General features: G+C 53.5%; 17 protein-coding genes. 14 read left to right on the forward strand and 3 right to left on the reverse strand.

The genetic code is table 11. From position 1 onward, the window contains the following. Positions 1-3: 3 nt before the first annotated feature. Complete coding sequence (gene clpS / locus EL386_RS08365) at positions 4-324, reverse strand: ATP-dependent Clp protease adapter ClpS (RefSeq protein ID WP_126455230.1); 321 nt, start codon at positions 322-324, stop codon at positions 4-6. A 255-nt stretch (positions 325-579) separates the two neighbouring features. Between clpS and EL386_RS08370 the strand changes: the two genes are divergently transcribed. Continuing rightward, a complete protein-coding gene (locus EL386_RS08370) occupies positions 580-807 on the forward strand; it encodes a cold shock domain-containing protein (RefSeq protein ID WP_172597669.1) in 228 nt (75 codons plus the stop codon). A 13-nt stretch (positions 808-820) separates the two neighbouring features. Here EL386_RS08370 and icd read toward each other — a convergent pair whose 3' ends face one another. Beyond that, positions 821-2,077: an NADP-dependent isocitrate dehydrogenase gene (icd, locus tag EL386_RS08375; RefSeq protein ID WP_126455234.1), complete on the reverse strand. Its 1,257-nt coding sequence runs from the start codon at positions 2,075-2,077 to the stop codon at positions 821-823. Between the two features lie 113 nt (positions 2,078-2,190). Here icd and EL386_RS08380 point away from each other — a divergent pair, with 113 nt between their 5' ends. From EL386_RS08380 to EL386_RS08410, 7 genes are all read left to right on the forward strand, one after another. Next, a complete protein-coding gene (locus EL386_RS08380) occupies positions 2,191-2,559 on the forward strand; it encodes a cupin domain-containing protein (protein ID WP_126455236.1) in 369 nt (122 codons plus the stop codon). Further along, positions 2,556-3,095: a pseudouridine synthase gene (locus tag EL386_RS08385; protein WP_126455238.1), complete on the forward strand. Its 540-nt coding sequence runs from the start codon at positions 2,556-2,558 to the stop codon at positions 3,093-3,095. Before EL386_RS08380 ends, EL386_RS08385 begins: the two co-directional genes overlap by 4 nt. Positions 3,096-3,105: 10 nt before the next feature. Further along, positions 3,106-3,558: an NUDIX hydrolase gene (locus EL386_RS08390; RefSeq protein WP_126455240.1), complete on the forward strand. Its 453-nt coding sequence runs from the start codon at positions 3,106-3,108 to the stop codon at positions 3,556-3,558. After that, entirely contained in the window at positions 3,539-4,141 is a 603-nt protein-coding gene (locus EL386_RS08395; protein WP_126455242.1) for a hypothetical protein, read from the forward strand. The genes EL386_RS08390 and EL386_RS08395 overlap by 20 nt, the downstream gene beginning before the upstream one ends. 12 nt (positions 4,142-4,153) lie before the next feature. Next, positions 4,154-5,269 carry a tRNA 2-thiouridine(34) synthase MnmA gene (gene mnmA, locus EL386_RS08400; RefSeq protein ID WP_126455244.1) on the forward strand — a complete coding sequence of 372 codons (1,116 nt, stop codon included), beginning with the start codon at positions 4,154-4,156 and terminating at the stop codon, positions 5,267-5,269. After that, entirely contained in the window at positions 5,266-5,892 is a 627-nt protein-coding gene (hflD, locus tag EL386_RS08405; protein WP_126455246.1) for a high frequency lysogenization protein HflD, read from the forward strand. The genes mnmA and hflD overlap by 4 nt, the downstream gene beginning before the upstream one ends. A 177-nt stretch (positions 5,893-6,069) precedes the next feature. After that, positions 6,070-6,585 carry a GlsB/YeaQ/YmgE family stress response membrane protein gene (locus EL386_RS08410; protein ID WP_126455248.1) on the forward strand — a complete coding sequence of 172 codons (516 nt, stop codon included), beginning with the start codon at positions 6,070-6,072 and terminating at the stop codon, positions 6,583-6,585. 80 nt (positions 6,586-6,665) lie between these two features. Here EL386_RS08410 and acnB read toward each other — a convergent pair whose 3' ends face one another. Continuing rightward, on the reverse strand, positions 6,666-9,224 hold the full coding sequence (gene acnB, locus EL386_RS08415) for a bifunctional aconitate hydratase 2/2-methylisocitrate dehydratase (protein WP_126455250.1): 2,559 nt from the start codon (positions 9,222-9,224) through the stop codon (positions 6,666-6,668). A gap of 352 nt (positions 9,225-9,576) precedes the next feature. On the opposite strand from acnB, the gene EL386_RS08420 reads away from it, so the two are divergent. The 6 genes from EL386_RS08420 (at position 9,577) to EL386_RS08445 (ending at position 14,631) form a co-directional block, all read left to right on the forward strand. After that, entirely contained in the window at positions 9,577-9,858 is a 282-nt protein-coding gene (locus tag EL386_RS08420; RefSeq protein ID WP_126455252.1) for a hypothetical protein, read from the forward strand. A gap of 168 nt (positions 9,859-10,026) precedes the next feature. After that, on the forward strand, positions 10,027-11,394 hold the full coding sequence (purB, locus tag EL386_RS08425; protein ID WP_126455254.1) for an adenylosuccinate lyase: 1,368 nt from the start codon (positions 10,027-10,029) through the stop codon (positions 11,392-11,394). A 196-nt stretch (positions 11,395-11,590) separates the two neighbouring features. Continuing rightward, positions 11,591-12,760 (forward strand): cupin domain-containing protein, encoded by a 1,170-nt coding sequence (locus EL386_RS08430; protein ID WP_172597670.1) that lies wholly within the window; start codon positions 11,591-11,593, stop codon positions 12,758-12,760. Continuing rightward, complete coding sequence (locus tag EL386_RS08435; RefSeq protein WP_126455258.1) at positions 12,753-13,199, forward strand: GNAT family N-acetyltransferase; 447 nt, start codon at positions 12,753-12,755, stop codon at positions 13,197-13,199. The genes EL386_RS08430 and EL386_RS08435 overlap by 8 nt, the downstream gene beginning before the upstream one ends. A gap of 70 nt (positions 13,200-13,269) precedes the next feature. Beyond that, positions 13,270-13,794, forward strand: a complete 525-nt coding sequence (locus EL386_RS08440) for a DUF7931 domain-containing protein (RefSeq protein WP_126455260.1) — start codon at positions 13,270-13,272, stop codon at positions 13,792-13,794. 12 nt (positions 13,795-13,806) lie between these two features. Continuing rightward, positions 13,807-14,631 (forward strand): secretin N-terminal domain-containing protein, encoded by an 825-nt coding sequence (locus EL386_RS08445; RefSeq protein WP_126455262.1) that lies wholly within the window; start codon positions 13,807-13,809, stop codon positions 14,629-14,631. Positions 14,632-14,639 lie beyond the last annotated feature (8 nt).

Raw genomic sequence — 14,639 nt, forward strand, 5'->3', positions numbered from 1 at the left:
GCTTCAGGCCTCTTCCATCACACACTTCAGCGGATGCTGATTTTCACGCGAATGGGCGTTCACCAGTTCTACCTTGGTTTCGGCTACATCGCGTGTGTATGTACCACATACACCCATACCACGAGTATGCACATGCAACATAACCTGGGTGGCCTTTTCACGGTTCATCGCAAAAAAGCCTTCCAGCACGTAGACCACGTATTCCATCGGCGTGTAGTCGTCATTCAATAACAGGACCTTATACTGCGGTGGCTGCTTGAGGCTGGGCTTGGCCTCCTGCAGGGCAAGGTCATCGTCTTTGTGATTCTGGTTCTGGTCACTCATATTTCGAAACTAGTTTTCATTAAAGGTTCACATTCATCTTTTAACCATTTTCCTCGTCTCACGCTAATGCTGCAAGTCAGTCCGAGCACGTACACAGGTATTCCCTTCCTGTTTATAGGTTATTGTAATTCCACACTTTTTGCATATCAACAAAGTTGACTATTCTAGTCGGGTTCGATAAAAATTAGTACTCGTACCCTGGCTATAGATTAATATGGGGACGGCATTACTTTTCTGCAACCAGAGGAAATGACTATGTCACAAGGCATCGTAAAATGGTTCAACAACAGCAAAGGCTATGGATTTCTGACTGAAGATAATGGCCGCGATGATATCTTCGCCCACTTCTCTTCTGTTGAAATGGAAGGATACAAGACCCTGAAACGTGGCCAGCACGTGGCGTTTGAGGTAATCGATGGTCCCAAGGGCCTGCAGGCCCAGCACATCCGCCTGGATGAGCTGAACCAGCACGTTTCACATTAGGCACAGCCTGCGATTACATCCGCTCGATCAGGACATCGCCGAAACCGGAGCAGCTGACCTCGTTGGCCCCTGCCATGAGACGGGCCAAATCATAGGTCACATTGCCGCTGACGATCGCGGCGGACATGCCCTTGATGATGAGGTCGGCGGCCTCAAACCAGCCCAGATGACGTAACATCATCTCGGCAGAGAGGATCAATGAGCCCGGATTGACCTTATCCTGGCCGGCATACTTGGGCGCCGTGCCATGGGTGGCCTCGAACATGGCTATCGTATCGCTAAGGTTGGCACCCGGGGCGATGCCGATACCCCCTACCTGTGCAGCCAGTGCGTCAGAGACATAATCGCCATTCAGGTTCAGGGTCGCGATCACGTCGTATTCATCCGGGCGTAATAGAATCTGCTGCAGAAAGGCATCGGCGATGACATCCTTGATAATGATATCCTTGCCGGTCTTCGGGTTTTTGAAGGTCGTCCATGGTCCAGCATCAATTTCAGTTGCAGCAAATTCTTCCTTGGAAAGCGCATAACCCCAGCTACGGAAGCCGCCCTCGGTGAACTTCATGATATTACCCTTGTGAACGAGGGTCACGGAGTCACGGTCATTGTCGATGGCATACTGAATAGCCTTACGCACGAGGCGCTTGGTGCCTTCGCTGGAAACCGGCTTGATACCAATGGAACTGGTTTCCGGGAAACGGATCTTGCTGACGCCCATCTCATCCTGCAGGAACTTGATGACCTTCTTGACCTCGTCAGTCCCGGCATTCCACTCGATACCGGCATAGATGTCTTCGGAATTCTCGCGGAACACGACCATGTCGGTCTTTTCCGGTTCTTTCAATGGGCTTGGGGTGCCGTCGAAGTAACGGATCGGACGCAGGCAAACATACAGGTCAAGGTCCTGGCGCAGGGTCACGTTCAGAGAACGCATGCCGCCACCCACTGGCGTGGTCAACGGACCTTTGATGGAGACCGGGAATTCGCGCACGGCCTCGAGTGTCTCAGCTGGCAACCAGGTGTTTTCACCATAAATCTGGTTAGACTTCTCACCGGCATAGATTTCCATCCAGGCGATAGACTTCTCGCCAGCGTAGGCCTTCTCCACGGCCGCATCGACGACCTTGCGCATGACCGGGGTAATATCAGCACCGATGCCGTCACCTTCGATAAAGGGGATGATGGGCCGGTTTGGCACATGCAGGGAACTGTCATCATTAACAGTGATTTTCTCACCATCCTGCGGCACATTGATCTTGTCAAAACTCATACTGAAACTCCGATATTTTTGAAACTGGCGCTGAGACTACCCATAAAGCCGTGCATTATAGCACTTTTCCGGGGCTGCTCGAAGTCATCCGCCACGGTATACTATGTATAACCATGAACAGTAAACACCACACCTCTCGCCGCGAGACCCCCGCCTACACGACCAAAGATGGCTCACAAATCAGAGAGTTAATGCACCCCTCGTCGCATACCAGTCAAAACCAGAGCCTCGCCGAGGCCGTGGTGCCGGCAGGCACGAGCACCCGCCTGCACCGCCACCAAAACAGCGAGGAGCTTTACCATATCACCGTCGGCAGTGGGATGATGCGGCTGGCCGATAAGGAATTTGAGGTCAAGGCCGGTGATACAGTCTGTATTGCCCCGGGTACGGCACACTGCATCTGCAATACCGGTGATGGGGATCTCGTGATCCTCTGTTGTTGCAGCCCGGCCTACCGCCACGAAGATACCGAATTGCTGTGAGTCGCCTGCTGCTGTTTAATAAGCCCTACGGGGTCTTAAGCCAGTTCACCGATGCCGAGGGTCGCGAGACCCTGGCCAATTATATCGACCTGCCCGGTGTCTACCCGGCTGGTCGACTGGATCGTGACAGCGAGGGCCTGTTGCTGCTCACCGATGACGGCAAACTGCAACAAAAAATCGCTGATCCAAAGTACAAAAAGTGGAAGACCTATTGGGTACAGGTAGAGAAACAACCCGATGAGACCGCCCTGCAACAACTGCGCGATGGCGTCACCTTAAAAGATGGGCCGACCCGTCCGGCCCAGGTGAAGGTTATCGACGAACCCGCACTGTGGCCACGCACCCCGCCGGTGCGGTTTCGACAAAACATCCCCACCGCCTGGCTGGAGTTAAAGATACGCGAGGGCCGTAACCGCCAGGTACGACGCATGACCGCCGCCGTGGGTTACCCTACCCTGCGCCTGGTGCGCGTCTCCATAGGTGAATGGGGCATCCAGGGTATCGCCCCTGGTGAGTGGCAAGAACAACATATTTAGCGAGTTTATTATGGTCTGGAAACCCCATGTTACCGTCGCCGCCATTATTGAGCGAAATGGCGAATTCCTCATGGTTGAAGAAATTGCCGATCAGCAGGTGGTTAATAACCAACCGGCCGGGCACCTTGAGCAAGGTGAGGGCTTTGTCGAGGCAATTATCCGCGAGGTGCAGGAAGAGACGGCCTGGCAGTTTACACCCAACGCCATCACCGGCATCTATCGCTGGCAAAAACCGGATGATGGCAAGACCTTTATCCGCATTTGCTTTAGCGGAACGCTTGGCGAACATAGCCCCGAACAGGCACTCGATGAGGGTATACTGCGTGCACTCTGGTTAAGCCGTGATGAATTGGCTGCAAGGCAGGAACAGCTTCGCAGCCCAATGGTTTTAAGATGCATCGATGATTATTTGTCAGGGCATCGTTATTCAATGGAAATGTTTCATGATCTGGAAAATTTTTAGCATTTGCCTGGTGGTCATGTTGATGACAATGACAGCACCGACGGCAATTGCAGATACTTTTACTCGTGAAGACCTCATCACCGAGCCTGTGCCTTCCAGATTTACTGTCTGTTATCACGGTACCTGTGAGGATATTGCTGAAGTTAACCTTAGCACCGAGCAATGGCGTAACATTCAATCAGTTTTCAAGGATAACGCCAACCCGCAACAGGAACGCAATAATATTCGTCTTGCCATTGCTCGCCTGGAAACCATGGTGGGCAAAATCACTGGCACCTATGTCGATAAGGCTGGGACCTTTGCTCACCTTGGCGAAGAAGGTCAGCTCGATTGTATCGATGAATCGACCAATACCACTTTCTATCTCACCATGATGATACATGACGGTTTGATTCGCTGGCATGATCTCGAAGATCGCGAGACAAGGGGCTACTTCCTGCTTGGCTGGCCACATACCACGGCCGTCATCAGTGACAGACAGAGTGGGCAGAAATATGCCGTAGACTCGTGGTTTCTTGATAACGGCGAAGCGCCTTACATCCTGCCACTGGAGCAATGGGATAGTGGCTGGGAACCCTCCTAGACAGACCTTTACATGCGCAATATAAACAAACAGAAGATTATTGTTGGCATGTCCGGTGGTGTTGACTCATCCGTGGCCGCCTACCTGCTTCTTGAGCAGGGTTATGAGGTGGAAGGCCTGTTCATGAAGAACTGGGAAGAAGACGACACCGAGGAATACTGCACCGCTGCTACTGACCTTGCGGATGCACAACAGGTTTGCGATAAACTCGGCATAAGATTACACACGGTTAACTTTTCGTCTGAATACTGGGACCGCGTATTTAAACACTTCCTTACCGAATACAAGGCCGGACGCACGCCCAACCCGGATGTGTTGTGTAACCGCGAGATCAAATTTCGCGCCTTCCTCGACCATGCCATTGGCCTGGGTGCCGGCGCGATTGCCACCGGCCATTATGTGCGCGGTGGCATGAGCGACCCGCAACACTTGTTACGCAAGGCTGTGGATATCAACAAGGATCAAAGTTATTTCCTGTATATGCTTGACCATGAGCAGTTGTCACATGCACTGTTTCCACTAGGCGATATCGAGAAACCACGCGTACGCGAAATTGCCGAACAGCAGGGCTTTGCCAACAGCAAAAAGAAAGACAGTACCGGCATCTGTTTTATCGGAGAGCGCAACTTCCGCGATTTTCTCGAACGTTATCTGCCGGCGCGACCCGGTGACATCTGCACCTGCGAAGGCAAGGTCATCGGCCGGCATCATGGCCTGATGTATTACACCATCGGTCAACGGCAGGGGCTGGGGATTGGCGGCATGAAAGATACCGATGAACGCCCGTGGTTTGTGGCCGATAAGGACCTTGAACATAATCGTCTGCTCGTTGTACAGGGCGGTGAACACCCATTACTTTACAAACAGGGTCTATTGGCAATCGATTTGCACTGGACGGCGGACAAGCCACCTGCCCTGCCAATGACCTGTATGGCCAAGACCCGTTACCGTCAACCTGACCAGGTCTGCGCGGTCGAGCAACATGGCGATAGTCTGCGTGTGGTGTTTGATGTACCTCAACGTGCCATTACACCCGGGCAATCGGTAGTTTTTTATAATGATGACATATGCCTTGGCGGCGGCATCATCCGCGAAGGCTTTAACCTAGAGGACAATACCATTTCATGAGTGGCACTATCACCGATCGCACCCTGGCCATGGCCGGCATTATCCAAGCCTGTCGTTGTGTGCAGCAGATTGCACGCACAGGCATAACGGATGCGGATGCCCTGGCAGCCAGTATCAACAGCCTGTTTGTTATTGATGCCGATACAACGGAGGCCATTTATGGCGGGCGAGAAAACCTGCTTCCCGGCCTCAAACTGGGTGCAAGGCTGTTCGGCAAACAACAGGATGCCGAATCCATTGAGATCATGCGTTATTGCCTGACCGTCATCCAGCTCGAACACAGCCTGGGGAAACACCCGGCCATGCTCGATGCCATAGGCAGGGGCATCGACAAGGCCCGTCAGCAATCCGAACACTACTCCACCACGCATACCAATGTGCTGGCCAATCTCGCTGGCCTCTACAGCGATACCCTGAGTACGCTGAGCCCGCGTATTATGGTCAATGGCGATCAGCTCTACATCGGCAACAGTGAAAATGTTAACCGTATTCGCAGCCTGCTCCTCGCCGCCGTACGCGCCGCCGTTTTATGGCGACAGAAAGGCGGTTCACGCCTGCAACTCATCTTCTTTCGCAAACGTTACCTTAATGAAATCAACAGGTTACTATCTGGCGAGGTATAGCCGGGAACTGACCCACAAAAAACCTGTCATATTACTCAGGTATTGCATGTTGGCCGATCTGGCGTACACTTTATTGTGATGGTCGACGACACGCTAATTGCTAAGTCGTTATCAGGAGCTAGTAGAATCATAACGTAATAACGAAGTCCCTGTCACAGCAACAGAGGAGGACGTGTCATGCGAAGATTATATTTTCTCTCCCCGCACGTGAATAGTGCCAAACAGATCGTTCACGATTTGCTTCTCGCCCGCGTTGATGCCAATCATATGCACGTTATAGGCAAAGACGAAAGCCAACTCATCAAGGCCGACCTGCCCGGCGCCAGCCTGCTGGAAAAAACCGATGTTATTCCCGCCTTTGAGCGCGGTCTTGTGGTCGGTTTTGCAACCGGTCTGATTGCAGGCCTGATTGGTGCGGGATTCTCTCCTCTCGGACTCGCCTTTGACGGGGCCACCATTCTCGGCATTACTCTGGCGGGTGCGGTATTTGGCGCCTGGGTGTCCGGCATGATCGGTGTCTCACTGCATAATTCGCAACTCAAGCAATTTGAGTCCGCGATTGAAGCGGGACAGCTGTTATTGATCGTCGATGTACCGAAGGCGCGTATTGAAGAGATTACACAACTCGTCAAACGTCATCACCCTGAGGCTGGCGAACGCAGTTCCGAGCCGACCATCCCGGCGTTTCCTTAATCTAAGCTTAAAGACCAGCGCAGAGACGCGAACTCTGCACCTTTGCGCTGGGCATTTAGCAAGAACGCATTACTGATTAATCAAACCAGTGTTACCGGAATGACTTTATCCGCAACATCTTTGTATTCCGCCATCTCGTGAAAGTTTAGGTAACGATAGATCTCGTCGCCTAATGGCTGCAGACCCTGCATGTGTTGCATGTATTCTTCAACCGTCGGAATATGTGCGAGTGCCGCCGACACTGCTGCCAGTTCGGCAGAGCCCAGATAGACCTTGGCATCCTTGCCCATGCGGTTCGGGAAGTTGCGCGTCGACGTCGACACCACCGTAGCACCATCGGCGACACGCGCCTGGTTACCCATACACAATGAACAACCCGGCACCTCGGTGCGGGCACCGGCCTTGCCGAAGATGGCGTAGTAGCCCTCTTCGGTGAGTTGGTGTACATCCATGCGGGTTGGTGGCACGATCCACAAACGCACTGGCACATTGGTGATATTTTCCAGCACTTTGCCGGCCGCACGGTAGTGGCCAATATTGGTCATGCAGGAACCGATAAACACTTCATCAACCTGGGCACCGGCCACGGCACTGAGTGTGCGCACATCATCCGGGTCATTCGGACAGGCCAGCAACGGCTCAGTGATGGCATTCAGATCGATGTCGATGACCTCGGCGTACTCGGCATCGGCATCCGGCTGCATGAGTTCTGGCTTGGCCAGCCAGTCCTGCATGGCATCAATACGCCGTTGCAGTGTCCGCGTATCCCCATAGCCACTCGCGATCATCCACTTTAACAAGGTAACGTTGGATTCAAGGTACTCGATGATCGGTTCTTTGTTAAGACGCACGGTACATCCGCCAGCCGAACGTTCGGCCGAGGCATCGGAGAATTCAAAGGCCTGTTCGACTTTTAAATCCGGCAATCCTTCGATTTCAAGAATACGCCCGGAGAAAATGTTTTTCTTGTTCTTCTTTTCAACCGTGAGCAGGCCCTTTTGAATCGCCACGTAGGGAATGGCATTAACCAGGTCACGCAGGGTAATACCGGGTTGCATCTCACCCTTAAAACGCACCAGTACAGATTCCGGCATATCCAGTGGCATCACACCGAGTGCGGCGGCAAAGGCCACCAGTCCGGAACCGGCCGGGAAACTTATGCCGATCGGGAAACGTGTATGCGAATCACCACCGGTACCAACGGTATCCGGCATCACCATACGGTTTAACCAGGAGTGGATCACGCCATCACCCGGGCGCAGACTGACACCGGCACGGGTCTGAATAAAGTCAGGTAGTTCGTGTTGCAAGGTTATATCGACCGGCTTTGGGTAGGCCGCGGTATGACAAAAACTCTGCATCACCAGGTCCGCCGAGAAGCCCAAACAGGCAAGCTCTTTCAGTTCATCGCGGGTCATGGCACCAGTAGTATCCTGTGAACCCACCGTCGTCATGCGGGGTTCACAATAGGTACCCGGGCGGACACCCTCCACGCCACAGGCGCGACCGACCATCTTTTGCGCCAGCGTATACCCCTTACCGGTATCGACCGGGGCAACCGGACGGGTGAAGACATCAGACGGTGCAAGGCCCAGGCCTTCACGGGTCTTGTCCGTCAGCGAACGACCAATAATAAGCGGGATACGTCCCCCGGCACGTACTTCATCGGCCATGGTGATTGGCTTCAGGCTAAACGTACTGATCACTTCACCAGCTTCATTCGTGATCTCACCCTTGCGGGTATGGATCGTAATCACATCACCGGTTGCCATTCTGGTGACATCACATTCAATCGGTAAGGCGCCGGAGTCTTCGGCGGTATTAAAAAAGATCGGCGCGATATTCCCCCCAAGGACGACACCACCCTGACGTTTGTTCGGCACGTAAGGGATATCCTGGCCCATATGCCAGAGCACCGAATTGATCGCAGACTTGCGTGAAGAACCGGTACCGACCACGTCACCCACATAGGCTAGCGGATGCCCCTTCTCTTTCAATTCGTCGATGATGGAGAGCGCACTCGGCATCTTGTTGATCAACATGGCCTTGGCATGCAGCGGGATGTCTGGACGACTCCAGGCCTCCGAAGCCGGAGACAGGTCATCGGTATTGGTTTCGCCTTCTACCTTGAAGACCGTTACCGTGATGGTCTCCGGCATTTCCTCGCGCGCGGTAAACCAATCGGCATCGGCCCAGCTCTGTACCACTTGTCTGGCAATATCATTGCCCTTCGCCTTCTCAACCACATCATGGTAGGCATCGAAGATGAGCAGGGTCTTGGAGAGGGCCTCGGCGGCCAACGGCGCCAGTTCTCGGTCATCGAGCAGGTCAACCAGCGGTGCAATATTGTAACCACCGAGCATGGTGCCTAGTAGTTCGGTGGCACGAGACTTGTCGATCAACGGGCACTCTGTCTCCCCCTTGGCAACCGCGGCGAGAAAACCGGCCTTCACATACGCGGCCTGGTCCACCCCTGGTGGCACACGGTGGGTCAGCAATTCAACCAGCACCTCACCTTCGCCGGCGGGTGGGGTCTTTAAAAACTCAACCAGCTCAGCCGTCTGTTCGGCATTCAGGGCCAGCGGCGGCAGGCCTTCAGCGGCACGTTCTTCAACATGTTGACGGTATAACTCGAGCACAGGGACTCCTTCAGGAAACAGCTTCCAGTCAATTTTGGGCGGTCAATCCGCTTCATCGTGCCACGGGCACGGCGACAAAGCGCACTATTTTACCCTTTCACGCGCCTGCCGTCATATATGGAGGAATCAGGCGCATTTTACATGACGATAATTACTGGCTTATTTGGGTTTTATGAGCTATATATTTAAGTAGTACTGTTAACTGATTAATATATAGAAGATTTCAACCTGTTGTTAACAAACCGGATTAAATCCGGAGGGCGTGACCCGGTTCACGGATTAGGCCCTATGGATATGCGTTAATTCATACACGCTAGTCAGACTTATCACGCAACAGGGAAGGAGGCAAGCTATGGACACGACAATAGCACTGATATTCACCCTCGGTTTGGCCCTTGGCAGTCAGGATTCTGTGACGATGTCCGGTCACCAGCCCTCGACGCCCACACAGAACACGCAGCACCACATGGCCCAGAGGCAGCAGCGAGTTCGCCAGCGCATCCTCTTGACCAATGCCTGGTTAAAACAGCAAAAACAGACCCGTCGCAGTCTCCTCGCTCAGCATAAGCAAAATCCGTTACCCACCCAACTTGCCGGAATACTCGTCTGTACGGCCGATTGGGATACCGTATAACCATACTAATAGCTTTTAATCTGCCTCCAGCCCTGCTTTTGCGGGGCTTTTTGTTTTCCGCATAGCATTTTCTCGCCCAAATGGGCACAATTTGCGTCTGACATGCCGTAGCGATATAAAAGCGGCTACACACACCCGGCAGCAATGCCCGAATGACCGGATAATAAGATGGAATTAAGCTCGCTTACCGCTGTATCTCCGATTGATGGCCGTTATGGCCGCTTAACCACCGCCTTACGTAGCATTTGTAGTGAATTTGGCCTGATTCGCCACCGCGTGCTGGTCGAGGTGCGCTGGCTGCAGATATTGGCACAAAACCCAGACATTGCCGAGGTACCCGCCCTGTCGGCTGAGGCTGAGGCCCTGCTAAACGGCATTGCCGATAACTTCAGTGTCGAAGATGCCCAGCGTGTAAAGGACATCGAGCGCACCACCAACCACGATGTGAAGGCCGTTGAATACTTTTTGAAGGAAAAGATCGCCCATAATAATGAGCTTATGGCGATTAACGAGTTTATCCACTTCGCCTGTACCTCCGAGGACATTAATAATCTCTCGCACGGCCTCATGCTCGGTGCCGCGCGAGCAGAGGTGGTATTGCCACTCATGGACGAACTCATTAAGGCCATCACTCAGATCGCCCATGAACAGGCCGAGCAACCTATGCTCACCCGCACCCATGGCCAGCCGGCCTCACCCTCTACACTCGGCAAGGAAATGGCCAATGTCGCCTTCCGCCTGCGTCGCCAGCGTGAACAGCTTGCCGCCGTGCCGCTGCTGGGCAAGATCAACGGTGCCGTCGGCAACTACAACGCCCACCTCTCGGCCTACCCGGACATTGACTGGCAGGGTCTGGCAGAACAGTTCGTTGAGGGCCTGGGCCTGGGCTGGAATGCCTATACCACGCAGATCGAGCCGCATGATTATATTGCCGAGTATTTCGATGCCATGGCGCGTTTTAATACCATCCTCATCGATTTCGACCGCGATATCTGGAGCTACATCTCCATTGGTTACTTCAAGCAAAAGACCATCGCCGGTGAGGTCGGTTCCTCGACAATGCCACACAAGGTCAACCCGATCGATTTCGAAAATTCCGAGGGCAACCTCGGTATCGCCAATGCGATCCTTGGCCACCTGGCCAGCAAACTGCCAATTTCCCGCTGGCAGCGCGACCTGACCGATTCGACAGTGCTGCGTAACCTCGGTGTCGGCATTGCCCATGCCGTGATCGCCTACCAGTCGAGTCTCAAGGGCATTAGCAAACTGGATGTGGCCCCGGCGACCATGGCCGCAGACCTTGATGCCAACTGGGAGGTGCTCGCTGAGCCCATCCAAACCGTGATGCGTCGCTACGGTATCGAAAAACCCTATGAAAAACTCAAGGAGCTAACCCGTGGCAAGCGTATCGATGCACCATCGCTACATGCCTTTATCGACAGCCTTGAGATCCCCGCTGGGGAGAAAAACCGCCTGAAGACCATGACCCCGGCCAATTACATCGGCAATGCCGTGACCCAGGCCAAAAAACTTTGATTGCGGTTTTGTGAACCAGCGCACAGTGTTCAAGGCACAGAAACGAGATAGTTTGGTCCAGGCAGACAGATGATGTGTGGCAACCCCTTCCTACCCCCCACATGTCGCCATCGTTTGACTACCGATTACACCCGGGCTGCATCCCCCACCCCAGCAGCCCGGGTTTTTAATGCCCGCCTGCCACGATGACCTGACGATGATTCTGCCCATAAATTTTCCTGAAAGCATTGATGCGAAGATTTTTGTCCGTGACTACTGGCAGCAGAAACCGCTGTTTATCAAAAATGCCCTGCCTGATTTTACAGACCCCTTAACGGCGGAAGAACTCGCCGGGCTGGCCTGCGAGGAAGGCATTGCCTCACGTCTGATTCTTGAACGGGGTGATAGCCCCTGGCAGGTCAGACACGGCCCATTCAATGAAAAGGACTTCACCAGTCTGCCCGAGTCGCATTACACCTTTCTGGTTCAGGACCTGAACCGCTATATCCCGGAACTCAACCAGTTGCTCGACAGCTTTAACTTTTTGCCGGCATGGCGCATTGATGACGTCATGGTCAGTTACGCCGCTCCGCATGGTACGGTGGGCCCACACACCGATCAATATGATGTATTCCTGCTCCAGGGCCTCGGTACTCGCCGCTGGCAGATCAACACACAGGCGGATGCAAGGAATGAGAAACTGATCCCCGACCTGGACCTGCGCATCCTCGCCGAATTTGCGGCGGAAGAGGAATTTTTCATGCAAGCCGGTGACATGCTCTATCTGCCACCCGGTGTACAGCATCACGGCATCAGTGATGCAGCGTGCATGACCTACTCGGTCGGTTTTCGCGCCGCTACACAACTGGAACTGCTCGGTGATTATATTGACCAGCGCACACTGCACAGTTGTGATGAGGTGCGTTTTCGAGATGGTGGTATTGAGGCCGACACGCACAACGGCGAGATCAAACCGGCTGCGCGACAACGTGTGCGGGATATGATTAAACAGATACCGGGCAGTGATGCAGAGATCGATGACTGGTTTGGGCGTTTTATCACCTATACCGGCATACACCTCAATACCGGCATCCCTCTGACGCCGACCGGCGAAGCGGCCGTATTTGTCAGCACATTGCAGACACAGGGACCCCTGCTGCGCGACAGCCAGAGTCGTTTTGCCTATATTGAAATGTCGCAGGGCCTGCAACTCTATATCGATGGTGAATCATTGCCTGTACCTGCATCGCTCGCTGAACTCGTTCGCCTGCTTTGCGACTGCCGCCAGTATGACGAGGCCATGTTAAGCCCCTACCTGCAACGGCCAGAACATCTCGGACTATTATGTGCCTGGTGGGAAACCGGCCTGGTGTATTTCGATGACTGATTGGCGGCTACGTATCGCTGACTGGCATGATGATGGCGATCAGGCCGCCATACGCCACCTGCGCGAACAGGTCTTTATTCATGAACAGGCTGTGCCGGTTGCACTCGAGTGGGATGGCCGGGATGATGACTGCATGCACCTGCTTGCCATGCACCCACAACATGGTGCCCTGGCCACGGCCCGACTCTGTTATGAAGCAAACACCGGGCATGCTCATATTGGCCGTATGTCCGTGTTAAAAGACTGGCGTCGACAAGGGATTGGCCGTGCCATGCTCGACATGCTCATTGAACATGCTGGCATGCAGCAGATCCTGCAGCTGGAACTGAATGCACAAAGCCATGCCGTCGGCTTTTATCAAAAAGCCGGTTTTAGCCCCTGCGGTGACGAATTTCTTGATGCCGGGATCCCGCACTTCAAGATGCGGCGTAGTATATAAGCCAAACACTGGCATCAGCGCAAGAATGGACTATCTTTATAAACAGACAATAAAGTGCTGAATGGCTCTCATGGAAAACAGCTTTAACACCCGGATTCAGGACGCCCAACTCGGCCATGACCTCGTCTTGCACACGGGGAACCGTGACGAAGTGGCCACCGCCTGCTTACACTTGGCAAGGCAGGCGCGCTTCAGCCTGAACCTGATCAGCCGCGACCTGGAACCTGCGATCTATGATAACAACGACTTTGCCGAGGCCATCAGGCAGCTGGCCATGCGCAGCGCAAAATCCAGGGTCCGTATTCTGATCCAGGACAGTCAGCGGGTCGTCAAATATGGCCACCGCCTTGTTGAACTTTCCCGGCGCCTGAGCAGTTATATCGACATACGCCTGCAAGGTCGTGAGCACAAAGAGTTTAATGAAGCCTGGTTGATTGCCGACCATCACGGCTGGTTACGTCGTCCACAGTCAGATGGTTTCAGGGGTGAGTGCCATTTTAACGCCCCACGCGAGGTACAGGAACGTCTCAAACAGTTTGACATGATGTGGGATACCAGTACTGATGACCCTAACCTGCGACGTCTGCACCTATAGTAGGGAGTATTTATGCAAGACAGTACCAAGCATCTCATGTTGTACAGTTTCATTGCCATGCTTCTGATTAGTACCGCCCTGTTTGCGGCGGATCGCATCGAGGTTATCTCCCTCAAGCATCGCAGCGTCAATGAGATTATCCCCATTATCAAACCCTTACTCGGGGATGGTACTGCCGTAAGTGGTCAGGGCTTTAATCTGATTATCCGTGCCCCGGAGTCCTCTCTGCTCGAGGTCCGTGAACTCATCCAACAACTGGACCGTGCACCGAAACAGCTTCGCATCAGCGTGCGCCGTCAACAGGCCGACACGGTCAGTCGCCAGGATATAGAGGCCTCCGGTAGCATACGCTCCGGTGATGCCGAAATTCACATCAATAAACCCGGCCCGCCGCAGTTGCGACTATATGAGACACATGGAGATTCTAATAACGGCGGTACACAGACCATACACGTCCAGGAAGGTCGACAGGCCTATATACAGGTTGGACAGCAAATACCCGTGGCGCAACGCAGCATCGATCAATTCGGCACTATTCACGAGAGTATCGAATATAAAAATGCAACCACCGGATTTTATGTACTGGGCCGTGTTAATGGTGATCATGTAACACTGGATATTAGCCCACATAGCATCAGTCTTAACCGTCATGGTCAACAAAGTTTTGATGTACAGCAGGCCAGTACGACATTGAACGGTAAACTTGGCGAATGGATGGAGCTGGGTGGACTGACGCAATCAGAAAAGAATAACCAGCGTGGTACTGTTTACTCAACCCGACGCCGCAAGGACCAGGATTTGCAAATTCAGATACGCGCAGAAATCGTAAATCCCTGAGTGAACCC

It is taken from the genome of Sulfuriflexus mobilis, from assembly GCF_003967195.1.
Taxonomy (GTDB): Bacteria; Pseudomonadota; Gammaproteobacteria; order AKS1; family AKS1; genus Sulfuriflexus; species Sulfuriflexus mobilis.